At 48.6% G+C, this 24267-nt stretch carries 25 protein-coding genes and 1 pseudogene; 8 read left to right on the top strand and 18 right to left on the bottom strand.

Features of this window, described 5'->3' with window-relative positions:
* The first annotated feature begins 22 nt into the window (after window positions 1-22).
* From EL645_RS05290 to efp, 3 genes are all read left to right on the top strand, one after another.
* Window positions 23-253, top strand: coding sequence for a hypothetical protein (locus EL645_RS05290; RefSeq protein WP_136625169.1), 231 nt, complete (start codon window positions 23-25; stop codon window positions 251-253).
* A 309-nt stretch (window positions 254-562) separates the two neighbouring features.
* Window positions 563-1615: a THUMP domain-containing class I SAM-dependent methyltransferase gene (locus tag EL645_RS05285; protein WP_126549052.1), complete on the top strand. Its 1053-nt coding sequence runs from the start codon at window positions 563-565 to the stop codon at window positions 1613-1615.
* A gap of 138 nt (window positions 1616-1753) precedes the next feature.
* The gene (efp, locus tag EL645_RS05280; RefSeq protein ID WP_126549051.1) at window positions 1754-2320 is read left to right on the top strand and encodes an elongation factor P; all 567 of its coding nucleotides are present in this window, start codon (window positions 1754-1756) and stop codon (window positions 2318-2320) included.
* A 135-nt stretch (window positions 2321-2455) separates the two neighbouring features.
* Here the strand turns inward: efp and EL645_RS05275 are convergent, their stop codons facing one another.
* From EL645_RS05275 to gltX, 10 genes are all read right to left on the bottom strand, one after another.
* Entirely contained in the window at window positions 2456-2686 is a 231-nt protein-coding gene (locus EL645_RS05275) for a hypothetical protein (RefSeq protein ID WP_126549050.1), read from the bottom strand.
* 76 nt (window positions 2687-2762) lie between these two features.
* Entirely contained in the window at window positions 2763-3191 is a 429-nt protein-coding gene (locus tag EL645_RS05270; RefSeq protein ID WP_126549049.1) for a diacylglycerol kinase family protein, read from the bottom strand.
* A complete protein-coding gene (gene ybeY, locus EL645_RS43945; RefSeq protein ID WP_218031743.1) occupies window positions 3188-3424 on the bottom strand; it encodes an rRNA maturation RNase YbeY in 237 nt (78 codons plus the stop codon). Before ybeY (EL645_RS43945) ends, EL645_RS05270 begins: the two co-directional genes overlap by 4 nt.
* Complete coding sequence (gene ybeY / locus EL645_RS43940) at window positions 3421-3759, bottom strand: rRNA maturation RNase YbeY (RefSeq protein WP_126549047.1); 339 nt, start codon at window positions 3757-3759, stop codon at window positions 3421-3423. The genes ybeY (EL645_RS43945) and ybeY (EL645_RS43940) overlap by 4 nt, the downstream gene beginning before the upstream one ends.
* Window positions 3760-3956: 197 nt before the next feature.
* Complete coding sequence (rpsU, locus tag EL645_RS05255) at window positions 3957-4139, bottom strand: 30S ribosomal protein S21 (RefSeq protein WP_126549046.1); 183 nt, start codon at window positions 4137-4139, stop codon at window positions 3957-3959.
* 197 nt (window positions 4140-4336) lie between these two features.
* The gene (locus EL645_RS05250; RefSeq protein ID WP_161977133.1) at window positions 4337-5515 is read right to left on the bottom strand and encodes a lysylphosphatidylglycerol synthase transmembrane domain-containing protein; all 1179 of its coding nucleotides are present in this window, start codon (window positions 5513-5515) and stop codon (window positions 4337-4339) included.
* Between the two features lie 551 nt (window positions 5516-6066).
* The gene (locus EL645_RS05245) at window positions 6067-7017 is read right to left on the bottom strand and encodes a UDP-glucuronic acid decarboxylase family protein (RefSeq protein WP_126549044.1); all 951 of its coding nucleotides are present in this window, start codon (window positions 7015-7017) and stop codon (window positions 6067-6069) included.
* A gap of 352 nt (window positions 7018-7369) precedes the next feature.
* Window positions 7370-8008, bottom strand: a complete 639-nt coding sequence (locus tag EL645_RS05240; protein ID WP_161977132.1) for a CPBP family intramembrane glutamic endopeptidase — start codon at window positions 8006-8008, stop codon at window positions 7370-7372.
* 167 nt (window positions 8009-8175) lie between these two features.
* Window positions 8176-8832 (bottom strand): DUF6483 family protein, encoded by a 657-nt coding sequence (locus EL645_RS05235; protein ID WP_126549042.1) that lies wholly within the window; start codon window positions 8830-8832, stop codon window positions 8176-8178.
* 282 nt (window positions 8833-9114) lie between these two features.
* Complete coding sequence (gene gltX, locus EL645_RS05230) at window positions 9115-10638, bottom strand: glutamate--tRNA ligase (RefSeq protein WP_126549041.1); 1524 nt, start codon at window positions 10636-10638, stop codon at window positions 9115-9117.
* Window positions 10639-10757: 119 nt separating this feature from the next.
* On the opposite strand from gltX, the gene lysA reads away from it, so the two are divergent.
* Window positions 10758-12086, top strand: coding sequence for a diaminopimelate decarboxylase (gene lysA, locus EL645_RS05225; protein ID WP_161977131.1), 1329 nt, complete (start codon window positions 10758-10760; stop codon window positions 12084-12086).
* Between the two features lie 56 nt (window positions 12087-12142).
* A complete protein-coding gene (locus tag EL645_RS05220) occupies window positions 12143-12778 on the top strand; it encodes a hypothetical protein (protein WP_126549039.1) in 636 nt (211 codons plus the stop codon).
* Here EL645_RS05220 and EL645_RS05215 read toward each other — a convergent pair.
* A complete protein-coding gene (locus EL645_RS05215) occupies window positions 12775-13311 on the bottom strand; it encodes a bifunctional nuclease family protein (RefSeq protein ID WP_126549038.1) in 537 nt (178 codons plus the stop codon). The two genes, EL645_RS05220 and EL645_RS05215, sit on opposite strands and share 4 nt — an antisense overlap.
* 345 nt (window positions 13312-13656) lie before the next feature.
* Between EL645_RS05215 and lexA the strand changes: the two genes are divergently transcribed.
* The 3 genes from lexA (at window position 13657) to EL645_RS05200 (ending at window position 16620) form a co-directional block, all read left to right on the top strand.
* Window positions 13657-14301, top strand: a complete 645-nt coding sequence (gene lexA, locus EL645_RS05210; protein ID WP_126549037.1) for a transcriptional repressor LexA — start codon at window positions 13657-13659, stop codon at window positions 14299-14301.
* 344 nt (window positions 14302-14645) lie between these two features.
* Entirely contained in the window at window positions 14646-15683 is a 1038-nt protein-coding gene (locus EL645_RS05205) for a hypothetical protein (protein ID WP_126549036.1), read from the top strand.
* 97 nt (window positions 15684-15780) lie between these two features.
* The gene (locus EL645_RS05200) at window positions 15781-16620 is read left to right on the top strand and encodes a DedA family protein (RefSeq protein ID WP_246035282.1); all 840 of its coding nucleotides are present in this window, start codon (window positions 15781-15783) and stop codon (window positions 16618-16620) included.
* A gap of 120 nt (window positions 16621-16740) precedes the next feature.
* Here the strand turns inward: EL645_RS05200 and EL645_RS05195 are convergent, their stop codons facing one another.
* The 7 genes and pseudogenes from EL645_RS05195 to EL645_RS05160 all read right to left on the bottom strand — a co-directional run bounded on the left by EL645_RS05195 (window position 16741) and on the right by EL645_RS05160 (window position 24157).
* Window positions 16741-17613: an aldo/keto reductase gene (locus tag EL645_RS05195; protein WP_126549034.1), complete on the bottom strand. Its 873-nt coding sequence runs from the start codon at window positions 17611-17613 to the stop codon at window positions 16741-16743.
* A gap of 234 nt (window positions 17614-17847) precedes the next feature.
* Window positions 17848-18303, bottom strand: coding sequence for a hypothetical protein (locus EL645_RS05190; RefSeq protein WP_136625168.1), 456 nt, complete (start codon window positions 18301-18303; stop codon window positions 17848-17850).
* A gap of 156 nt (window positions 18304-18459) precedes the next feature.
* Entirely contained in the window at window positions 18460-19638 is a 1179-nt protein-coding gene (locus tag EL645_RS05185) for an AI-2E family transporter (protein WP_126549032.1), read from the bottom strand.
* Window positions 19639-20126: 488 nt separating this feature from the next.
* Entirely contained in the window at window positions 20127-20327 is a 201-nt protein-coding gene (locus EL645_RS05180; RefSeq protein ID WP_126549031.1) for a hypothetical protein, read from the bottom strand.
* A gap of 770 nt (window positions 20328-21097) precedes the next feature.
* Window positions 21098-22377 (bottom strand): annotated as a pseudogene (locus EL645_RS05175) (MFS transporter).
* The gene (locus EL645_RS05165) at window positions 22374-22667 is read right to left on the bottom strand and encodes a hypothetical protein (protein ID WP_126549028.1); all 294 of its coding nucleotides are present in this window, start codon (window positions 22665-22667) and stop codon (window positions 22374-22376) included. Before EL645_RS05165 ends, EL645_RS05175 begins: the two are co-directional and overlap by 4 nt.
* 197 nt (window positions 22668-22864) lie before the next feature.
* Window positions 22865-24157, bottom strand: coding sequence for an MFS transporter (locus EL645_RS05160; protein ID WP_126549027.1), 1293 nt, complete (start codon window positions 24155-24157; stop codon window positions 22865-22867).
* Window positions 24158-24267: the final 110 nt, after the last annotated feature.

The following is a 24267-nucleotide window of genomic DNA, read 5'->3' as shown; positions in this document are numbered from 1 at the left end:
AGTGCTAGAGCATGTCTCTCATGTGTTGCCATTGGATCGCAAGTGTGAGGATTTTCGTACCCTGCGGCGGACCCTGGGTTATACCTTGAGCGTCGTTACTGCCGCCTTGCCCGAAAAAGGTTTTGCCTTTATGTGTGAATGTGCGTTATGGAATGATACCGATATCAACTGGATCTTACGTGAAAACCTCAAGAAGAAGCGCCTGGCCAAATTTCCACAGCAAATCGCCACGGTGACCGAGCTTCTTACATGAAAATCTTGTTGCGGTATGATTGCGCTGATAGATGCGTATCAGGCGGCCGTGAGGGATTGCGAGATCACCTCGTCTATGATATCATGACACGCTGATGGGCAACAGAAAGCAATCCTAGTAAATGTGCGGTGGAGTTTCTTTGCTCTCTTCTTTCCCTCGAATTGTTGGGGTGTGCGTATAAGGACGCTGTCTGCGCTGTGCACACGAATGTTTGTGTTGCCTGCAATTCTGATGCGTTTTCTATCAGAGTGTTGCACTGGCTATGTGCGTTGAAGATGAAGCGTAGTGGCTGGAAGAAAATTGGAATACATGTCAGATCTTTTCTATGCAATGACCATGCCAGGTCTGGAAACACTGGCCTTTAGCGAGATTCGTGCCACTATACCTGAGACCGAACTTGTCAAATTTATGCGTGGGATCGCGCTTTTCCGTACCTCTACACTACCAGAGAACTTGTTGGACCTACATACTACCGAGGATGTTTTTGCTACCCTGGCTCATATCAAAGGCCTGCGCCGTGGCCCTGACGCGTTGCGTGTCTTACATAGTGCGACCTTGAATGCCGATCTCAGTAGTGCGGTAGCGAGTTGGCGGCGTGGACACCATGGAGCGCGCCCGCGTACATGGCGTGTGGTAAGCCAGATGACCGGTTCATATGATTTTCGCCGTATGGATGCTGGCCAGGCTGTAACCGATGCGTTGCGCAAAAGTATGCCGCGCAGCATGCGCCTGGTTGAAGATGATGCTGATCTAGAGATCTGGCTCTGGCTGGGTGGTGGCGATGTCTTGATTGGTGTACGTCTCAGCGACGCTACCATGCGCCATCGACAATATAAGCGTGAACATATCCCGGCCTCCCTGCGACCCACTGTAGCCGCCTCTATGGGCTGGCTGGCCCGTCCAACCGCTGAAGATATCGTCCTGGACCCTCTGTGTGGTGCCGGTACGATCCTGATCGAGCGCGCACTACTTGGACCGGTGCAACAGGAGTTGGGTGGTGACCTGAATAGCCAGACCGTAAATCTCGCCAGGCGGAACGCCCGTTCAGCCGAAGTTGACATCAGCTTGAAAACCTGGGATGCGCGATCCCTCCCTCTGGAAGCCTCCAGTGTGACACGGATTATTACTAACCTGCCCTTTGGCAAACAAATTGGCACACGTGAAGAGAACGAAGCGTTGTATACTGCATTGATACGAGAGTTTGACCGCGTGCTGGCTCCTAAGGGATTAATGGTCTCGTTGACCAGTGAGGATCGTTTATGGGATCGTATTCTACAAGAAAACGGTTGGCGCACGCAGAAAAAAGTTGTCTTTGTGGTCCTTGGTCAACCAGCCAGTATTTTTGTGTCGGAACGAGCATAATCTTCGTATGCAAAGATAGAGTCAAATATTCCCGTGGTTAACTAATGCCATGTGCAGGTGCTTGACCTGAAGTCTTGCGCCTGCGGTTTTTGCCCGGGAAGAGAAGAATAGAAAGTATTGAGAGAGGAGACTACTCCATTGGCTAATGCAACTACTGCCGATTTTAGAAATGGCATGGTTATTCGCTATAATAATGATCTCTGGACAATTACAGAGTTCCACCACGTCAGTCCTGGTAACTGGCGCGCCTTCGTGCGTACGCGCTTAAAAAACCTCAAAAACGGTCGCGTGATTGAGCAGCGCTTTCGTGCCGGTGAAGAGGTTGATGAGGTACGCGTTGAGCATCAAAACTGGCAATTCTTATACATAGATGGCGATGATTATGTTTTCATGAATACCGAGACCTTTGATCAGCAGCCAATTATGAAAGAGATGCTGGGCGACTCTATCAAATTCCTGAAAGAGCAGGATATAGTTGAGATGCTGGTTGATGGCGATAACATTATTGCGGTACAGTTGCCAAACTTCCTGGAACTAACTGTGGAGAGTGCCGAGCCGGGTGTCCGTGGTGATACCGCCAACAACGTCACCAAGCCTGCCACGCTTGAGAGCGGCGCTGTGGTCAACGTCCCCCTGTTCGTCAATCCTGGTGACCGCGTCCGTATCGATACCCGTACCGGCCAGTATGTTGAGCGTGTCAAGTAAGCATTGCCGCTGCCACACGTTTCTGCATATTCAGTGGTCAGCAGCACAACGGGCTAGCAATCAGCTAGCCCGTTTTTATTTCTTGTATCCATTGGAAAAGCAGCCAGTCTGCTTTTAAGTTAAGAGTGGTCCGCCTCAATGTTTATGTACTATCAGCCCATGCATATAGGCAAAGATGCCGGGGAAAAAGAAAATAAGCATCATGATGACCACAAAGCCCAGAATAGTAGGAATGGTCTCCAGTGTTACCTGGCGTCGCCTCTCCTGAGGAGTGCGGAAGATGCGGATTAAAATAATCAGGGCGAAGAGAATAACAACGGCAGTCCAAAGGATGAGTGTGAAAAGGGGATTGGAGAGAAAAGACATATCTAAAAAACAACTTTCTACGTTAACGATGGCTTCATCATCTCATAGTTACGAGGGGGCTGGTTTCTAACGTTGCCTATCGATTATGGATGAGCAGAGCCCATAGGTGTGGTCCGAAGATGAAGAGGCCAATGATAATTGACAAAATGGCATTTACTAATACTGCCCCTGCCGCAACATCTTTAGCTATCTTGGCTAGAGGATGATAGGCGGGCGATGCCAGATCAACACAGAGCTCAATTGCCGTATTTATCATTTCAGCAATAAAGACGCCGCTGATGGCGATAAAGACCAGTGCAAATTCAACGGCAGAAATATGTAACGCTATGCCCAGTAGAATCGCTAGCAGCGTCATGGTTAGATGCACCCGCACATTGCGCTGGGTGCGAATTGCATACCAGAGTCCTTGAAAGGCGAAACCAAAGCCTGCCAGGAACTTGGCGAACTCATTTCTGGAGGTCTGTTTATGTAATGGTGGCCTGGGTATTTTTGCCGGCTCTTTCATGAACGATACGCCTTTTGTCCCAATTTTTGTAGCACTGTTTGTTGAATCGTAACCATTGCTTGATAGCCAGCTTCAGTATGATCATCATAACCAATCAAGTGTAGTATACCATGGGAAAAAAGGTAGATGAATTCTGTGCTTGCTTCATGACCGGCTTCCAGGGCCTGGCGCTGCATAGTTGGCCAGGAAATCACAATGTCTCCAAGATTGGTAATCATACCAGGAGGTGTCACAAAAATCGGATTAGCCTCTGTTGCTGTTCCCCCTCCTCTACCTGTGGAGTCCATAACTGATCGGCTGGTGCCTCTACAATGGGTTGTTCCAGCAATGGGAAAGATAGCACATCGGTCGCTTTATCCTGGTCGCGATACTGTTTGTTCATTTCGTGGATGCCAGCATCATCAGTAATCAGTAAGGTCAACATGGCTGGTTGTGTGATTGAGGCGGCCTGTAGTGTATAGTTAGCCACACTATTTAGGTCAATAGCTGCCAGGGTTTGTTCTGCCTGGGTATTGAGTACTTCGTCACTGAGATTGACGTATAGTTCTATGGATGGCTGTTCCTGCATGAAAAAAATCCTCAAAATAGAATAGCACTAGTATTGAGGGTGTAGAAGATAGGATAGTTGAAAAAAAGAGAAGCTCAAAAGTAGATTAGATGCACCTTCTTTTGAGAGATACGAGGGGTAAGCGAGCACTTCCCTCAAGGTATCTCTCAAGCGAAACTTGCTGTCGCATTGGCTCAACAAGCAGGCGTCGTTAGTAACTAACCTTTACGAGCGGTTTTACGTCGTCGTGCAGCTTCTTTTCTTTTACGCTTTATGCTCGGTTTTTCATAATGCTCGCGGCGGCGTGCCTCAGCGAGGATACCATCCTGCTGAATTTTGCGATTGAAGCGTTTCAAAGCCGTCTCAAACATCTCGTTATCGCCGATTCTTACTTCCGACACCAGATCCCCCCTCTCATGGCCTGTTTTAAAAGTAGCGACAAGAGCATTAAGATGCCCCAGCTACTTCGTGGACCTGCGCCAAAATTATAGTGTAGGTGTTTCATTGTGTCAAGGTGTTGTTCCCGCAGAACTGCTACACCCTCAACCTGGTTCCAGGGCCCATTATCTCTCGTTTGACAGGGTCTGCCAGCCTGGGCTTATTTATTTTTTTTGCGGGCCGCTTTTCTGCCAAAGGCAATGATAAAAACGATAAAGCCGATTATCAGGATACTGAACAGGGTAATAATGCGATCGAGTAAAATTGCCGCCGCCGTCTGATTGACCAGGTCGGCACCTTTATAGAACAAAGCGATCATCGCCGCCATGCCACCTTCAACCAGTCCTACACCACCGCCTGTGGCGGGAACAACTGTCAGCAGGGCCTCTCCCAGTCCAATAAAGATCGATGCCGACAGGATGTGCGTGATATTGCCATCAATCAGATGGAGTGCCAGCGCGATGAAGAAAAAGCGCAGGGCTTCACAGCCCCAGACACCAATGGTCAGGACCGCCAGCTGAGGAAGTCGTCGAAATGAACCCAGCGTCCCCTCCTGGAAATGATAGTATTGTTCACGGAAGCGTGCTGGTACCAGTTTAGCGATAGGCTCACGGGCGTGGCGCAAGATAAACAATCCTGCGATACCGACTACCACACCCACCAGGAGAATCTGCATCCCCAGGGCAAGCTGTGGTGGCATATTTTGATGAAGGCTGATAAGGATGGCAGGGATGAACAGCATCAGCAATACAATCAAGTCCAGGAGCCGTTCGGCCAGCACCGTGCCAAAGCTGCGCGTGGTTGAGACATTGATCTCCTGGCGTAACAGGTAGGCACGATACAGATCTCCTAATTTAGCAGGCACCACCACATTAGCAAAGAACGAAATGTAGACAATCTCCACCAATTTTCGCAGGCGAGGCAAATGAATCCCATTCTCAGCTTTAAAGCCGACGTTCTCCAGCAACAGTTTCCAGCGCAATGCGCGCAGGCCAAAGGAGAGATAATAGATGGCAAAGGCGGCCAGGAAGAAGAAGAGGTTGGCATGCCTGATGGCGGCCCAGGTTTTTTGGGGATTGATATTTGCTTTGAGCGCTACAACGACCAGGGCAATGATAACCAGCGCCAGCGGCACCAATGTGCGCCAGTTCAAAAGGCGTTTGCCCAGCGCGAGTTGATCGGGCGTAATCTCCGCAATTTGAGTCTGTTCCTCTTCTATGCTGGCTTCGTTGGGAGGGGGACTATTTTTGTCTGAACTTCCATCCGTTGGCTGCGCTTTATTCTCACTATCTATGGCAATCTGGCTTGCACGCCGGGCCTCATCATTATCATGAACCAAGACATCCTCCACGTTGTTTGGACTTTACAGATACGCATTACATTCACTGTACAGGCCTGCATCAGGCAGCGCAGATACTGGTTAGCTGAATATATGCTCTATCTCTACCCAGTATACTGCACGGCCTAAAAAACGGTTTTGGAACTTCTGGTCCTCCATATCTATATGCCTGGAGGGAGGTAAGGGGACAAGGGACTGACGCCGGGTGCGGGAAAATATAGAGCTGCGTACGAGCGCATCTCTATATGTCTTGTCAGGGAGTCGCGGAGTGGAAATGTAGCATGCCCTTCTGGTGTCGCCATTGGCACCATCAGACAGGGAGGGCGTGTAATATATATACCTATGCCATATATGTAAGAGAATAGATAAACAAATAAGTGCAGCGATCATACACCCTGGGTTACAAACAACAAAGTGCGTTGTTGTTTCAGGCTGATGTGACCATAGTGCCTGTTGCCATACACGCCCCACACGCTCTACTATTCCAGCTCCGTAAATCTTCATATCCACTATCACATTTCTGGCTGAAACAGCCAAATGGGGATACGCATTTAGGAAACAGTTGAATACTGAGCAATTCGCTTGCTAAACCATTCAATGGTCTGGCGCAAACCATCTTCCATGCTGACCTTGCGTTGCCATCCCAGAATCTCCTGGGCTTTGCTTGCATTCGCGCGGCGGCGCTCAGGATCATCAACGCGACTGGTCTCAAAGAGAATTTCAGAGGAAGAATTGCAGAGACGGATAATCATCTGCGCATATTCTAGCACTGTATGCTCTTCAGAGCTTCCCAGGTTGAATACTTCACCCGCGGTATTGGGGCTGAACATTGCGCGCATCAGGCCATCAACCAGGTCACTGACATAGGTGATGCTGCGAGTCTTATTGCCATCGCCATAAATAGTGATCGGCGCATTTTTCAGGGCCTGTGTAATGAAATTCGGGATCATGCGACCATCTTCAATGGCGCTATTGGGGCCGTATGTATTGAAGATACGTACGATACGTACATTGGCCTGATACTGCCGATAGTATTCCATTACCAGGGTCTCACCCAGGCGTTTGCTCTCATCATAGCAAGCCCGTGGACCGATTGGATTAACATTGCCCCAGTAGTCTTCGCGCTGTGGATGAACCAGGGGATCTCCATAGATTTCAGAGGTCGAAGAGATCAGGAAGCGTGCATTATTTTTGCGGGCCAGTTCAAGCATACGATGCGTGCCGGTGCTATTGACCAGGATGGTCTCGATGGGATGTTCCAGATAGCCTACCGGGCTGGCAGGGCTGGCCAGGTGAAAGATAACTTCGGCATCATTTTCAAATGGCTGCGTCACATCGTGCTGCAGGAATGTGAAATTAGGATGATCAATGAATGCTTGAATATTTTCAATTGAGCCAGTAATAAAATTATCAACGCAAAAAACAGTATGTCCTTCGTCAAGTAAGCGTGCGCAGAGATTGGAGCCAATAAAGCCTGCTCCACCAGTAACTAGGATTTTCAATGAGAACCTCCAGACATAGATAATATCTTTTCATAGATATCTTGTACCTAATGGGTAGACGAACCGTACATAGGTTGGTAACAAGCATAGCACAAAGGGTGTAGTCCCGTTGCTGCCTTGCTGCTACGTGCTTTTACGTACACATTCCCACCCATGGATAATGGTTCCCCTGCACGTCTTCTTTGGGTTCAGGGCAATACTTCAGCATACGGCAGTAAACATTGCTTGCGTTGCTGACTTTTTCGCAACTCATCCAGTTGGGTAGCTGGCTAAGGATGGCTTTAGATGTTTATTCCTACAATCAATACGTTTTGGCTCTCAAATTCGTCACAGATTGAATGTTTATTAACTATTATAATGCTGTTTTTTCCTGCCTGCGCTTCCATCTCTGATAGAGTACTTCATCCCCCCAGCTAAGGAATCCACTGGTTGTAAAACCATGCACAATGATTACTGCTAAGAGTGAATGAGGACCGGGTAATGCGAGGTAGACCAGGCTAAAGACCAGGCCTGCCAGGCCGACTCCACCGACACTACGCCAGTTCCATTTGCCCAGTCGATGGTAGAGTGTATAAACCACGGTACTGACCAACCAGCCCAGGAAGAGAGAATGGGTCCATTGTGCGACAGCCGCTAGCATAAAACCACGGAAGAAAAGTTCTTCAACTGGTCCATTGATAAAGAGATAAAAGATTGTCTGGATGCATTGATCACTGAAGGTTGGCTTGCGGAACCAGGGTCCAACAATAAACATACGATAGGTAGCCGCAAACACCGCCATACCGATACCCACCAGAAGTCCAATTATGAGATGCAGTGGTATATTGGTCAAGGTCAATCCCAAAAAATCAAGCGGCAGATGAAAAATGGCGATATAGCCAAGTGGTACCAGGCTCATGGGAATGATGCGCATAAGAATATCAGGCCACATCCAGCGCCATGTGTTGGCTACTGTAGAGTATACAAGTTGCGATGATTTTTCTGAAGACACACTCTTACCTCTCCTGGGCAAAAAGACAGTATTTGCATGGGTTGATGCCATTGGTTACACAAACTTTCTATTGTTGTTGATTAAGGGATTGTTAATAGATGTTAAGTAAGTGTAAACAATGGAGGCGTTATTTGTCCAGGGGATAGGTCAAAGGCCCTGGATGCGGATTAGCTCTCAAACTGTTGTATTTGTTCGATACCTTCCTGTGCCTCCTCACGCGAAAAATTGCCTAGCTGGAGATCGGTGCTACTTTTCTTTAGCAAGCGTTGATAAAATTCACGTCCCGCTTCTAGGAGCGCCGGTGAAGACTGTTTTTCCAGTGCATCGAAGAGCGTGTTCTCTGCTTGGGCATACATACCCCTCTGCTCATAGTAGCGAAACAATTTTTGCGTTATATGGGCAGGTAATTCGTAGCCAGATAGTTTCTCGATTAACTGGTTCGCTTCCTCGTAGAGCCCTGAATCTGAGGCTACATGCTCTTGATAGAGCAATTCGAGGAACAGATAGAGCGATTTAGTATAGCGATAATAACTTTCGTTACTATTATCGAGTCCCTCATAGGCTTCACCCTCTTCTTTAAGCAGCGAGGCGATCCATAAGCCAGCATCTACATTCATTTTGCCTAAGGGCGACAAACTTTGTAGTAGTAGTTCGTCAGAGAGGGAATTGATGAAGCGTGAGGTCATACCTGTATATTTCAGCAGGAGGTTGTCAATGGTTAGTAGCTCGTCTTGATAGCGATTACGTTTGCGCAACCCGACCAGGATAGATAATTCGTAGCCGATCTGTTCCGCCAGGCGGAGGATATAATCTTTGTTAATCATTAAAGTCCTCAAATCTTATAAGAGGGCGTTTCGACTCCCATGGTTATGGGAGTCGGGTTGCTCTCTTGCGGACGTGCGCTGACGCGCCCGAGCTGTTTTATGTGTATGTTGCCACAAGTTCACACTGCGAACTTGTGGCAACACACACATAAAAATTTTATGAGCACTGATGATGTCTGAATTTTATGAGCACTGATGATGTCTGACACTTTCAAAGACTATGTAGAAGATTAGTTGGGGCACCCATGATGAGTGCCCCGCTTTGTAAGTGTTTCTGGTTAGCTATGCCACTTTGGCAATGGCCTGGTCGATACGTTTCATACAGACCTCACGGCCAAGGACCTCCATCATTTCAAACAATGGGGGAGTGGCTGTGCGACCGCTGACAGCGGTACGGATCGTACCAAAGAGCTGTCCGGCTTTGAGTCCTAGTTTGGTGACCAGTTCACGCAACTTTTCCTCCAGGACGGTGTGCTCCCAGGTATCCAGACTGTTTAACAGGTCACGTGTCTCTACCAGGGCTGCGTGGGTACTAACAGCATCCATCTTTTTCTGGATCAGGATGTCCAGCCCGTAATCGATCTCTTTCTCATAGAAGAAAGAAACTACATAGGAGGCCTCGCCTAATGTTTTCAGGCGCTCATGTTCCAGGGCCAGCACACGCGTTGTATACTCACGATCCAGAGGACGCTGTACGCTATCGGGTAGTCCACCTTCGGCCTCTGGACGCTCCATATACGGAAGTGTCCGCTCTACCAGCTCTTGCAGGCTCAGCTTACGAATATAGACACCATTCATCCAGAGCAATTTTTCGGGATCGTAGATACCCGACGAGATGCCAATTTTCTCCAGGGTAAAGGCTTTGATCAATTCTTCTCTAGTGAAGAGTTCAGTCTGATCGTCATAGGCCCAACCCAATAAGGCCAGAAAGTTAAAGACGGCCTCTGGCAGGTAGCCTTCTTTTTTATAGTCCGACCACGATGGTGCGTTACGGCGTTTGCTCAGTTTCTTTTTATCTTTACCCAATACATTAGGTACATGATAGAACAGGGGTGGCTCCCAGCCTAGAGCCTGATAGATCTGTACGTGACGAGGGGCGCTCGAGATCCACTCTTCACCACGTAACACATGGGTAATTCCCATCAAATGATCATCAACCAGGTGAGCCAGGTGATAGGGTGCCAGGCCATTGGTTTTCAGAATAACGGTATCATCCAGATCAGTATTCTTAAACACCATATCGCCATGTAGCATATCATGCACGACCGTCTGGCCCTCTAATGGCATGGCGAAACGCACAGTCCAGGTCTCGCCCGCTGCCTCGTGCGCCGCGCGCTCCTCAGCTGTCAGATAGCGACAACGCCGATCATAGCGGGGAGGCAACTTATTGGCAATCTGCTCTTTGCGCATCTCATCCAGGCGCTCAGGTGTGCAATAGCAACGGTAGGCCTGTCCCGACTCGAGTAACTGGCTGGCATACTGCTGATAGAGTGCTTTCCGTTGTACCTGATAATATGGGCCAAAGGGTCCGCCAATAGTTGGACCCTCATCAACGTCCATCCCCAACCATTCCAGCCCGTTGGTAAAATCTTCAACCGCTCCTTCTACCGTGCGTGCCAGGTCTGTATCTTCAATGCGCAGGATAAACTTGCCACCACTATGGCGGGCAAAAAGCCAGCTAAAAAGGGCGGTGCGAAATGCACCAATGTGTAGAAATCCGGTAGGGCTAGGTGCGAAACGCAGCCGAGGAGTTGTGGTTGGCTCCGGCTGTAGTTGCCCCTGTGTACGGTTGTCAATTTGTGTCATACGAAGAATGGTTCTCCTTCAACTTCTTTACTACATCTCCGATCTATTGTAACATAGCATAACTGTGCTGGGTAGCATCCCATATCCTATCGTTATCCCGGATGAAAGGTTTGTCGTTTATGTCATCGCATCTACTCGCTACTGAACTACTCCCTGATACGGCTACTATTTCTGCGCAGGGAGAGTTGTTGATCGCGGGAAGGAACCTGAGCGAGTTGGCGCGCAGTTATGGTACTCCCCTGTATATTTTTGATCGAGCGACGATTATCAATGCGTGCACCCATTACAAGCAGGCTTTTTCTACTTATTATAATGCATCCACAGTGCGTATCCTCTATGCCTCCAAGGCCTACATTTCACCAATGCTGGCGCGATTGTTAGCTGAGCAGGATCTGGGTCTGGATGTTGTTTCAGGTGGTGAGATGCTGGTGGCGCAGCGCGTCGCTTTTCCGATGGAACGTGTTTCATTTCATGGTAACAATAAATCAGAAGCTGAGCTACGCCTGGCACTGGAATTGGGTGTGGGGCGTATCGTACTGGATAATTGGAGTGAGTTAGAGCGTTTGACGCGCCTTGCACGGGAGACCGGAATGCGCCCGGCCGTACTGGTACGGGTGGCACCTGATATAGATACAGATACACATAAATACTTGCAGACCGGTCATGCCTCGGCCAAGTTTGGTTTTCCCCTCAGTTCTGGTGAGGCTCGGGCCGCCCTCTTGCGTATCCTGCAAGATGATCAATTGGAACTGGTAGGTATCCATGCCCATAGCGGGACCCTTTTGCGCGAGACGCGTCCTTATGAAGAATGTATCGAACGCTTGCTGACCTTAGCCTGTGAGATTCATCAAGAGACTGGCTGGTGGCCTGAAGAAGTCAGCCCTGGTGGTGGCTGGGGAATTGAAACCGTTGAAGCTCGTGCGATGCCTGAGATTGCCATGCTTGCCCGGGCCTTGCAACGTACCGTTGAACTCCTACAGCCGCGCCTGCCCGCGGAGATGCCGACCCTGGTATTGGAGCCTGGCCGCTCGATTATCGCGCGCGCAGGACTGGCGATTTATCGTATTGGAGCCACCAAATCGACTCCGGGGGGCGTAAACTATCTATTTGTTGATGGTGGCATGGCTGATAATATTCGGCCAGCCCTCTATGGTTCCCTGTATACCGCCCTGGCACCGGAGCATCTACTGAAACCAGCCGAGCAGACCTATTGCCTCTCAGGTCGCTATTGTGAGTCAGGCGATATGTTGATCGACCAGGTTGTCTTACCCACTTTACAGGAAGGTGATCTAATCTGCTTACCTACGGCGGGTGCCTATTGTCTACCCATGGCCAGTAACTATAACCTTGTTCCACGTCCGGCCGTAATTATGATTGATGAAGAACGGATAGATGTCATGGAACGACGTGAAACATATGCTGACGTGCTCGGGAGATATAATAACTAATATGTTATAGCGGGCTGTTAGAAGTCATAGCGGGTTACTAGAGGAGCTACATACGTATGGGAATCTGGACATTAAAGAAGAAACTGCCTGAGGTTGACGAACACGATCAGCCTACGGAACCAGTATCCCGACCTGGGATACCGGGTTCTGCGTTCCCTCCTGTACCAAATCCTTTCGGTGCCTATGATACTATCCCGGCTCCTCATGCCACAAACCACACCATCTACCCCACATTGCCGCCGTCGGTAGATAATGTTCCTGTCCTGGTAGAGCAGCCGAAAGGAGAGCCAGTTTATACAGGATGGCGCTGGAAAATAATGCCAGCTCTGATGGCTCTTCCACTGCGTCTACTCCCGTTAGAAGTAGGCCTGTGTTTTGTTGGCCTCCAACTGCTCCTCCTCGCGCGCTTTGTCTGCAAAATATGGAATTTGGCACCAGGATATGGATGGGTGGATGTGGTGTATGGAAGTAGCAACGTTGCGCTACTGCCCATCCAATTACTACTTCCCCCATTACACCAGGCTCTTTTTACACGGGTTGAGCCTTACACGCTCCTGGCAATTGTGCTATATGGTCTTTGTTCGCGCATCCTGGTCCATATTTTAAAAATGATGGTTAACGCGCATATACAGATAGATAGGCGCCCTACCCAGAATCTTAGCACAAGTAAAACGGCGGGTGGGATTGACTAATCTTTACCGAATTCGTCAAGGACATCAAGACTATTGATGAAATCACGATAGGCGTCCAGATTTTCATCCTCCTCGGCCTCCTCGTCGTGCTTTGTATCGGATCTCAATATAGGGGGTTGTGGCTCTTCATTCTGTTCAGGAACAACGCCAGCACGCTCCAACACACTTTCCTCAACATAGATGGGCGTCTTCGCCCGTACGGCTAGCGCAATTGCATCGCTGGGCCGAGAATCGATCTCTACATGTCGACCGTCTACATCAAGTACAATGCGAGCATAGTAGATTTCATCGATCAAATCAGAGATTACGATGCTTACGATTTTTGCGTTTAGCTCTTCAATGACATTTTTAAGGAGGTCGTGTGTCAGTGGCCGTGGCGAGGTGGTTCCTTGCAGCTCGACGGCAATAGCATATGCTTCGGCATACGCTATCCAGATGAAGAGATAGCGCTCTTGCTTCGTAGCTTTTAAGATGACCACTCGCTGCTGCGTAGCCAGGTTTATGCGCACGCTCTCAACTGTCATCTCTACCATAGTTTTTCTGACTCTCTCTTTCGTGCGTGGATCCGTCGAATACCCAATGCATCTATTGTACACCTAGCGAAGTATTGGACGCAAATCATTGCGCATCTTTTGATAGCTTAGCGTATCTCAATGTTCCTTTGCAATGGAGTATAACAAAACCTGCTGTCACTGCCAAGTCCCTGATACGGCCCAGGTCCTGGATATAGATGAGTACGAATTCCTGTTTGAAAAATACGTTCAAAAAAAGCTTGTATTGCCTATTCTGTTGTGGTATTATCATCTGGAATAGTCGTTCTAGTTTTTGGCTGTGTGGGGAAGTTAGCTGAGGTGTTCAGAAAGGCAGGAGACCATACTATGTCGTTGGAGCAAGCCAGCGAAATACAGCGCCGCATGTATGATTTCATCGTAAATTACATGAAATCTGAGGGGATGCCCCCCACAAATCGCGAGATTGGCCGCGAACTTAATATTGCCAGCACTGGCCACGTTGACTATCATCTCACAATGCTGGAAAAAAAGGGCTTGATCTCTCGTCAGGCGAAGAAGAGTCGTGGAATCAAACTGACGAAGCAGACTCAAGACGGTATCCCTGTCATGGGCACAATCGCAGCTGGAGAGCCCCTGGATATATTCGAAGGGGCCACTGATTCAGTCGATGTGGGCCATAACTTTACGGATACCGAGAATACCTATGCCCTTGTTGTACGTGGGCGTTCCATGATTGAAGATCACATTTGTGATGGGGATTACGTGGTGATTAAACGCCAGGCAACCTGTCAGAATGGGGATATCGTGGTGGCGGTTCACATGCAAGAAGGGGTGAGCGGGAGCGCTACCTTGAAGCGTTTTTTCCAGGAAAAGGATCACGATCGTGTCCGCCTGCAACCCGCGAACTCAGAGCTGGATCCTATTATGATCCCCAAAAGTATCTGGGATCGTGAGTGGCAGATTCAAGGAAAGGTCGTCGCGATCTTCCGGCAGTGTATCACCGCTGCCTGAGCTTCTGATTGCCTGACAGTTCAGCTGTTAGACTGGTAGTTCCCCGCTGCCAATTTTAGCGTGCTCGATTTTATAAATAGACGGGAACTAAAGATCTCTGGTGTCTATGCAAGACCTACCATATTAGATCTTTCTCCCGTCTTTGTGTGTTTTGCTATATAACTAGATATAAAATGCACTTTTATGTATACTCCCGCTTGTTCTTGTCGGTTAAACCCTTCCTGAATGACCTATACTCTTGTACTCTTCTCTCTATTTTGGTATACTTCTACTAGTTTGATAGTAGGGATTTGTTATGTTGTGAGCCTCAGATTTTTGTGAAAGCTCAGAAAGGAAGCGGGCCTTTGTTAAAGGCTGTTGCTGCAGCACTTGTACTTATTATAGGAGCCGCAGTTGTTCTTTGGTATGCGAACACCCTTAATTCCTGGGTATTAGGTGGTTTAATAGGTGGATTGGCAGCGCTACTTCTGAGTATTCCGATCTCTTTAACACTTTTCTCGTATCTGGCCCGCCAGCATGAAGAGCGGGAACGTACCCGAGTGGAAGAGGAAGAGTATCCAGAAGATCCTCGATCTGTAATGTATGAATATCGACAGGTACCTGAGCGCGTGGCCAGGACCATTTATATAGAGGAAGAGGATGAGTACTTTCCCCATGATCGTAGTGTATGGGGGGAAGAATATACAGAGGAGCCTCGTTACCTACCAGCTCCTCCCAGGCGGCAATTACCCCCCCCTGCATCACATCGCTCTGATTCCGCAGCATATCCTGTGTATCGATCGCCATCGACGCAGCGTGGCAGACCTACACCACGGCAATTAGCCCCGAATGATGCAGATACTCCCAGCCGTCGTAGTACGACACGCCGCTTGCAAAATCCTGGTTTTCCAGGTTATCAAGCGGATATGACACGTAGCCAGTTTCAATCGCAAGCTTTGCGTATTGCGCGTCAGGAGGCTTCGCAGCGCGCGGATCGAGGCGATCGCCATGATCAGGGGCGTCCTCGTAAGCCGCCAACCTCACATGGTTACCGTCAAGCACCACGGTCACTGCAGGACTCCGAGCAAGAAAGCTATCCTTCCACCAACAACTATCCACGGCGTGGAAAGCGTATCATTGATGCCAATCCTTCACCCAATAGTCCTTATCGCTCTCTATCAGAAACTGAAGGACCAGCATCCCAAAAGTACCGGTATAGAGATCCAGAAACCGAGATAATTCAGCAGGATTTTTCGACCGCAGATCTCAAAAGGCCGTTACAGCGCCGCGCACCTTATATGTATGATGATGACGCACTGAAAGATGAGCTGGCACAGCAGATAGAGCCACCCATAACGCGCCGTTCCTCGCGAAATTTAACTACAAGGCATGATGAAGAATAGGCAATTCTACGTCTTTTTTAGGTACTGTCGGTCCTAGCCTCTTTCGATAAAATGTGCTAGTATGAGGCAAAATGCAAGCTCTACGAAGGAGGCAGACGTGGCCCAAATCACGGATCTCTTAACAAATTTTATTACAAATCTGTATATCTCGACTGGCCTGCTGGGTATCATACTGGCGATGGCAATTGAGAGCTGTTGTATTCCTTTGCCCAGTGAAATTGTTATGCCTGTCGCAGGCCTTTTATTAGCACAGCACAGAATCCTCCCGGGTGTAAGTACACCTGTGGGTATTATTCTGCTGGGTCTGGCTGGTTCTCTTGGTTGCCTGATCGGTTCAAGCGTTGCCTATTGGATTGGTTATAAAGGTGGTCGTCCGTTGATGTTGAAGTATGGACGCTACGTCTTAATTTCGCAGCATGATGCCGATATGGCGGATCGCTTTTTCCAGCGCTGGGGTAGCGCGACCGCGTTTTTCTCGCGTTTGCTCCCCGTGGTTCGCACATACATTTCTTTGCCTGCCGGTATTACCGAGATGTCTTTTACAAAGTTCTGCATCTACTCTTTTATCGGCTCCTTCCCCTGGTGTGTACTACTGGCCTATGCTGGTGTTGTACTAAACGGCAATATGACGACTATTGAGCCTTATTATAAGAGTTTCGAGTATGTGATTATTGCGCTTATCGTCGTCCTGGTAGTTCTGTATATCTGGCGTCACATACGCAACGATCGCCGTGCCCGTGCTGAACATGCCGCTGCCGCCGCCGCTGAAATGAACCAGCCTGTCAATAATTCACAGTTCCAGCAGTCGCAGCAGTCCTGGAATCAGCCAGGCAATAACCCCCAGTTCCAGCAGCCACAGCAGCCCTGGAATCAGCCGAGCAATAATCCACAGTTCCAGCAGCCGCAGCAACCAACCCGTCCCCAGCCTCCTCGTTAGTTATAAAAGATCCTTGTATTGTCAGAAAAAGGGCGCCTATTCCGTAGGGAATAGGCGTCCTTTTTCTGATAAGACATTGGTCCTGTTTTTTTCAGGATGATTCCAGGCATTGCCAATGGATTATTTACTGACCTGATTCAGGGTATCAAATTCTTCCTGGCTCAGTTTAATGGTAGCTCCCAGCACATTCTCTTCTAGATGTTGCACAGATGCTGTTCCTGGAATTGGCAGGATAGTGCTGGAACGCTGTAGGAGCCAGGCCAGTGCAATCTGACTGGGTTTGGCCTTATGTTGTTGCGCGATACGTTCAAGTGGACTACCAGGCTGCTCTAGATCGCCTCCTGTAAGTGGGGCCCAGGGAATAAAGCCGATGCCCTCACGCTCACAGATGTTAACCAGCTCTTCAGAGGAGCGATCAGTCAGGTTATAGCGATTTTGTACCGTCACAATGGGAACAATCTTACGGGCCTGTGCGAGTTGCTGGGCATCAACATTGGAGAGACCCACATGACGAATTTTGCCCTCGGCCTGCATTTTCGCAATCTCACCAACTGAATCCTCGAAAGGAACCTTGGGATCGGGAACATGGAACTGGTAAAGATCGATCGTATTGACACGCAAGCGACGCAGGCTACCTTCCAGAGCTTCGCGCAGATGGGTGGGATGTCCACTTGGGACCCAGTTATCGGGTCCTGGTCGTACCCAGCCGCCCTTGGTGGCGATAACCACATTTTGAGGATAAGGATAGAGTGCTTCGGCAATCAGGTTTTCACTTACCTCCGGCCCATATGAGTCAGCGGTATCAATCAGATTGATGCCCAGTTCTAAGGCACGACGCAGTACCACAATGCTCTCTTGTTTGTCCGCTGGAGGTCCCCAGACCCCTTTACCGGTGATACGCATGGCGCCGAAACCCAGGCGGTAAACCTTCAAATCGCCGCCGATCGCAAATGTGCCGCTAGCCGTTGCAGGTTGTTGATGTGTCTGTTGCATACAAATTCTCCTTATCTCCGTGAGCAAGGCTCATAAGTGGTTGTGGAAATGGTCAGGAGGGGAATGAACGGAGGCTTCTCGCTATTGCGAAGGATTTCACCTTCAGGCAGGTGAAGAGCGAAGAGTCGCCACCCCTTATCTAGAGAACGATTTCTCTGTATCAGAGGTTTCAATTGTTAACCAATATATGTCTCTTTGCCGGTATAATGGAGCATGCAATCAAGCCCAATAGGCTTAAAATAATGTGTTCTGGATCGGGGCGTTTCGTGCCGGTGGAGGGGTAATTATGAAGACCGGTATCCCTGTCTTGCGTGCGCTTGAGATTGAAGTGCTGATCTCCTGGCTGTTTCCATCCCCAAACGCCACCACTACAGAGGTAGTTTGGATCAAGGCATTATTTTTCTCGTTAGTTGCCTCGTCTCCATCGTGTTCTCCTGCGGGTGCATGTTCTTCGAAGTTATAGCCATAGCGACGTGCATCTGCTAACGCTTGCTGCTCGACTTTATTGGCATTATTAGCCACAACCACACAACTCGCTGGCAGGTGTGCTATCAAAGAAGTAACCAGCGATAGTGGTGTAAATGTGTGCGAGCCAATCACTGCCACGCGCAGTTCCTGGGGCGACTGCTGAATCGCAAGGACAGAAATTGCGTGTAAAGCGGATGCCAATTGAGCAACATTGGAAGTCACTATATGTCCCTCCACCAGACGATCAATACTGCTGAAATTATACATCTCAGCGCCAGCAAGAAGCTCTCCTGTTTCTGTTATCAATCAGCAAAAAGTTATTGTTTGTCCAGATGTATTGATAAAAGTTAGCGTTTTGAGAACTATCCAACGTGCTGGTCAGGTAGGCTCTACCCCTGGCGAGATGCCGGATGGATTGGTCATTGGACCCGTTGTCTGGCCATCAAATTTTTCTGGAAATTCTTCAGGATGCTGTTTTACCCAGGAATGCCAGTAAGCCAGCACAAAAATCTGAATGATGCCCGCGATGGGTGCCGCAAAGAGTGCTCCTAGCAGCCCGAACAGCTCTGCCCCAATCAGTAACGCGGTAATTGAGATAATCGGGTGAATGCCGACCGCGTGCCCCAGGATACGAGGAGCAAGCACCTGGCCATCCAGTCCACCCTGCACGATACTAGAGAAAGCTATAACGATTAAGCCAGTCTGCCAGCCCTTGGTGATAAAGGTTAGCAGGATTGCAATGCTGATCGAAATGTAGGAGCCAATTTGCGGAATGAATTCGAACACAAAAATGATGATAGCGAGCAACATCGCGTAGGGCACGCCAATGATTGTGTAGCCGATCCACATGATGGTGCTAATGATCGCTGCTAGCGTAATCTGTCCCCGTACAAAGCCACCCATGGTATTGTTTAAGGTATCCAGAAAAAAGTTCATTTTGCCGCGCCAGTGAAGCGGTGTGCCTTCACGTAGCCAGTCGACGGTCTTATTGCCCACCATTAAAAAATAGACGCTCAGAGAGGTAATGATAATGATATTAATGATCAACACAAAGATACTACTAACTATGGGAACAACATTACCAACAACTGATAAAGCATAATTAAGCACCTGCTCACCTGAGGTCAAGATCTGATTGGGAGAAATGTTGACACTACTCAGTTTATTGATGAATGGTTGGAGGCGCTCTAGCAGATCTGGTAAGCTTTTTTGAATGGACACTATCAAAGTGGCTAACTGGCCGATAGCGGTTAATACCACAAAATAGACCAGTAAAATCAGGAGGACCAGCACTCCAAGATAGACGATGAGGATCGCCAGGGGCCGTGGGATAAGGCGTTCAAGTAATCTAACTAATGGGTAGATGACGTAGGCGATCAGGGCGGATATACCCAGTGTGATCAGCGGTCCTAGAATCTTGTTTAAAACCATCCCAACGCCTGCCAGGATAATCATCCAGGCTACGATGGTCAACGCGATCAGAAACCGCCTGGTCCATACTGTATTAGGTGTTTTATTATCCCTTGGTAGCGCATTGGAATCAGATAAAGAGGACATCAAATTTCTCCTCTCTTTCCCAGATCCACTATCTTTGTTCAAGTCTGGATAGGAAATGAGTAAGCCATTCAATAGACTAAGAGCCGTAGCCGTCTGATCAGCATTGTACTGATTGCAATGATAATGGATGATTGCTTTTCAACCTGCTGTGTAATAGCTGGTATTTAAGAACATAGCAAAAGAGCCTGCACATTGCGTCAACCAAAAGATGTAATAAAAAGATGTAATAAAAAAAGATCAATGTGAAGATGGATTTTCTTTGAGCCAGCAGGTATGGGGATCTATGAATCATCCCAGATTTTTGAAAAATCCGAAAAACGGGTTTCGCGCTCCCAATGCGGGAGGTGCAGGAGGGCGGCGAGGCCCCTGCACTCCCAGTTTTGGGAACTTTTTTAAAAGTCAGGGATGACTCATACACTGATCGTAAAGGTGAGATTACCTATTTGACCGAGGGAAATAATTAAAGATTGATATTGTACAGCTCTCTTTTATGAACGATTCTTTTCTGTCGATGTCTGTGGTTCGACTGCCCCGGTATTCATCTTACCTGCGTACATATATGCATCATGACGCACGCTAAAAGAACGTACGATAGGATCATTGGGGCCAGGGCCACCACTGGTTGATGTGCGTTCACGGATCAAGTAGACCTGCTCGGTCAAAGGTTGGACATAGTAACGATTTTTCATGGTGAGATACCTCCGCTGAAAATCCCATTAAAGGGTTTACATTGTGTTGTAGCCGCCATCCAGGCGGTTGCGCCCATCTATAAGTACAGTAGCTGTGTAAACATCCCTGTAATGGGTTACTATGTTGTAGCCCGTGGCAGAGCGCTAAATTGAGATTAAACAGAATGTTCAATATGCTGCATTTTCGATGGTCAAACGATTGAACATTCAGCAGAAAAGTGCCTTAGCAAGTGGAAATAAACGCACGCTGGAATTCGTCGAAAATACACATTCGCTGTGTGTTTACACAATGACGCTTCCATGCAAAGGAATCTAATCTCCTTCGATCGAGTGAGCGTTACCGCTTGAATAGCAGGTACGTCCCTCAATGACTGATCAGCTTGCAACTACTGAGAGGTGGCGGAGCTGGCCGCGAGCGAGCGGCATTGGCAAAACGCTGATTACAGCTTGCCACTTAGAATACGCGAATGCCAGTAATATCGCAGCGCTCATTGGAAGAATTGACTCAGAACGCCGTTTTGTATGAGGACATGGTTCGCGAGAGCAACTGTAAGACCCTTAGAGTATAGCCTACTTTCACTCAAAAGACAACATTTTTGGCTACAGATTAGCGGATTAAAGAGATTGTTGGCTGCAAGTAGAGCTGTTTGCAAGGCCACTGCCATTCCTGTGGGGTTGATAAATAAGATGAGCGATAAAAATCTTTTCCGGGATTTATACAGAGAAGATAAAGAATGTGCCAGCTCGTATCAACAAGCTGGCATTATGACTTATTTAGCTGCCTCAGCAGCCGTGCCTTTACCGCGTGCCAGGGCGGTAAAGATACCCAGGGCCGCAAAGACGGCGCAGCCCATCAGAGCCGCATGGAAGCCGCTCATAAACACTTGCTGCAGCGCGCTAACTTTTGCCGTAGACAGTGGATGTGTCTGGTTGGCCAGCACATTTCCTGCCACTGAGCCGCCGAAGCTAGCGAAGATGGTACCGATTAAGGCCACGCTTAATGCCTGGCCAATGACGCGTCCCGTGGCCAGCAGGCCAGAAGCTTCACCCTGCGCATTGCGCGGAGCAGCTCCCATCATCGTTCGTGTGTTAGGTGATTGGAAAATGCCCTGTCCAATACCAATAACAAGCAAGCGCCAGACGATATCCCAGATCGTACTTTGAGCACCGACATCAGAAAGCAGGTAGAGTCCAAAGCAAGCTATAGCCAGTCCAATAGGAGAGAGCCAGCGCGAGCCGATATGATCGGCCAGAGCCCCACTTAAAGGTGCCAGAACTGCCATCGTGAGCGGCAATGGTGTCAATAACAGTCCGGTCTGCTCGGTGGAAAAGTGGCGCAGTTGTTCAAAGTAAAACGGCATCAGAAAACCGGGCGCAAACAGGGCCATCATGCAGAGCATGAACGTTATATTCGCAAAAGCAAATGTACGATTGCGGATCAAGTTCAGGTCTAAAATGGGATGAGACATGCGGCTCTCTACATAGACTGCTGTGGCCAGCGCTATTACACCAATAGCGACCGCACTGAGCAATCCTGTCGACAACCAGCCCCACTCTTCTCCAAAGGAGAGTCCCAGGGTTAGCGAGGCAAAACCAATTGCCAGCAAGATCGCACCCAGTGGATCAAAGCGACCGCTCTGTCCTTTGGCTGGCCGCAACTCGTGATAGACATAAAAACCAGCCGCCAGCACTATCAGGCCTAGAGGAACGTTGACATAGAAGATCCAACGCCAGGTCAAATATTGAGTGATCAGTCCCCCAATAGTTGGCCCGCGCTGACGCCCAGGGATACCACAACAGCATTTAAACCCAGTGCCAGTCCTCGTTCGTTGCTAGGAAATGCGCTGGTAATCATGGCAATATTGACCGCGAAGATCATTGCGCCACCGATGCCCTGGAAGATACGAGCCATGATCAGTATGAGGAGCGAGGGTGCCATACCACATAAAGCTGAACCGGCAATAAAAACTGCCAGGCCCGTTAAAAAGATCGGTTTACGTCCGATCATATCAGCCAGGCGGCCAAAGGTTAATAAAACGGCTGCAATCACAACCAGGTAACCAATAATAATCCACTCAATGGCCCCACTAACCCCACATGGAAGGTATTTGAGATGGCAGGCAGGCCAATATTTACAATAGAACTATCTAAGGTCGTCAAAAAACCGCTTGAAGCGGCCAATATAAGGACTGCCCATTTGTTGATAGCCGGTGCCACCTGTCCTGGCGGATGAGTAATGGACTTAGAGGCAGCTGGTTTCTCTACCCTCACCGCTTGTAAATTGCCCTGTGTGGCTGTTTCAAACTTTCCATAAGCTACTTTTTTGTGCTCATCATGCATGCTTGGATCTCCCGGGGAAAAAAAGATAACGTTTTCTACTCTAGTTATAACAAAAAAAATGTGGAATGTCTTCCTTTTTTTAGTTAAATTTGCCTATATTACTGTTCATATTGAAGATTAGATACAGTTCAAAAACAAAAAATGAGGCACTTCCAGTACTATATTTATAGCCTGGAAGTGCCCGGAAGGAGAGTTTTTTAGCGCACGCTTTTGATTGGGATAATAATCACTGCGCCAAGCAAGGTTGCAATGCCAGCAATCGCAAATGCTGCTGGATAGCCATTAAAGAGGCTAAAAGCAATCGCGGCAATCAATGGAAATAACAACTCGGGCAGAATATTGGCTGCTGTGATCAAGCCTAGATCTTTACCCTGGCTTTGTGCTTTAGGTAAGACCTGGGTGGCCAGAGCGATATCTGACGAGAGGTAGGTACCGAAGCCAATGCCAAAGATAACGGCTACCGCCAGTACGACTGGCCAGCTAGGCACAAAGGCAATCAAAAATAGTGCCACCGTCATGATCAGGCTGGCCGCGATCACGAAAGGTTTGCGGCGCTGGAGCTTATCAGAAATGATACCAGATACAATAGTTGACACGATCAGAGCAAGGGTCTCGATACCCTGGAACATCGCAACACCCTGATCAGCTGTCTGGCCGGGGAAGAGTCTATCATAGTGGATTACATCTTGTAGATAATAAAGGATAAACTCGACCAGCACTGTTTGCGCCAGGATCACCAGGAAGCGGGCGATCCAGGTGTAACGATAGTCAGCTGATTTGAGAGGACTGAAGAAGCTCGTGAAGAACTCTTTCCATGAGAATGGAGGTAGAGCGTCTTTTGCTAGTGGCTCTTCGCGTGTTACCAGTAAGAATATGGCGAGCACGACTGTCAGAATACCAGCGATAACGTAGTAGGAGGTCTGAGTGGATTTAATGACCTGGGCGATCAAAATAATACCAATCAGAATACCCAGCGGCTGGGCTAAGCCGACAAAAGCCGAGACCACAGCACGTTGTTTGACTGGTACCATGTCTGGGATAATGGCCAGCAATGGCGAAAGAATCATGCCCATTACCAGGCCAAAGATGGAAAATAAGATAACCAGGGCGATGATACTATGGGCATTAGCCAGCAAGACCATGGAGATGACTGTCAGCATCAGGCCTGCCAGAATCCAGGGGCGGCGGCGGCCAAAGCGCGAGGTGGTTCGATCGCTGAAGGCACCCGCCAGAGGCTGGGCAATTACAGATGTGATACCGGACAGTGATAAGACCAGCGAGAGCATAGCTACTTTATTCTTTGGGTCAATCGCTGCGACCTGATTTGGTAATAACAGCTGTTGCAGTGGAATAATCGATAGCCAGACCACTGTATTAGCCAGTGAAAGGAGTAGCTGGAAGGGCAATTTGACGGGTTTGGTTGGTCCCGACTGCAAGTTCTGGGCTTCATTTCCCTGTAACGACTCTGCGCCAGTCGTTTGTGTACTCACAAGAATATCCCTTTCTTTGATAAAGAAAAGATAAAAAATAATAGAACTTTCAGATATAAGGTACCTGACGCCTTTGATGGTGTGAGAGATCCAAATTGATCCCTCGCACC

It is taken from the genome of Dictyobacter kobayashii (assembly GCF_003967555.1).
GTDB lineage: Bacteria > Chloroflexota > Ktedonobacteria > Ktedonobacterales > Ktedonobacteraceae > Dictyobacter > Dictyobacter kobayashii.
Note: the sequence above shows the minus strand (reverse complement) of the source record. Positions and strands in the feature narration are given on the sequence as shown.

Coding starts and splice junctions, on each gene's coding strand:
- EL645_RS05285 (WP_126549052.1), top strand. CDS start 563: ATGTCAGATCTTTTCTATGCAATGACCATGCCAGGTCTGGAAACACTG.
- EL645_RS05275 (WP_126549050.1), bottom strand. CDS start 2,686: ATGTCTTTTCTCTCCAATCCCCTTTTCACACTCATCCTTTGGACTGCC.
- EL645_RS05270 (WP_126549049.1), bottom strand. CDS start 3,191: ATGAAAGAGCCGGCAAAAATACCCAGGCCACCATTACATAAACAGACC.
- ybeY (WP_126549047.1), bottom strand. CDS start 3,759: ATGCAGGAACAGCCATCCATAGAACTATACGTCAATCTCAGTGACGAA.
- EL645_RS05235 (WP_126549042.1), bottom strand. CDS start 8,832: ATGATTAACAAAGATTATATCCTCCGCCTGGCGGAACAGATCGGCTAC.
- gltX (WP_126549041.1), bottom strand. CDS start 10,638: ATGACACAAATTGACAACCGTACACAGGGGCAACTACAGCCGGAGCCA.
- lysA (WP_161977131.1), top strand. CDS start 10,758: ATGTCATCGCATCTACTCGCTACTGAACTACTCCCTGATACGGCTACT.
- EL645_RS05220 (WP_126549039.1), top strand. CDS start 12,143: ATGGGAATCTGGACATTAAAGAAGAAACTGCCTGAGGTTGACGAACAC.
- EL645_RS05215 (WP_126549038.1), bottom strand. CDS start 13,311: ATGGTAGAGATGACAGTTGAGAGCGTGCGCATAAACCTGGCTACGCAG.
- lexA (WP_126549037.1), top strand. CDS start 13,657: ATGTCGTTGGAGCAAGCCAGCGAAATACAGCGCCGCATGTATGATTTC.
- EL645_RS05195 (WP_126549034.1), bottom strand. CDS start 17,613: ATGCAACAGACACATCAACAACCTGCAACGGCTAGCGGCACATTTGCG.
- EL645_RS05185 (WP_126549032.1), bottom strand. CDS start 19,638: ATGTCCTCTTTATCTGATTCCAATGCGCTACCAAGGGATAATAAAACA.
- EL645_RS05180 (WP_126549031.1), bottom strand. CDS start 20,327: ATGAAAAATCGTTACTATGTCCAACCTTTGACCGAGCAGGTCTACTTG.
- EL645_RS05165 (WP_126549028.1), bottom strand. CDS start 22,667: ATGCATGATGAGCACAAAAAAGTAGCTTATGGAAAGTTTGAAACAGCC.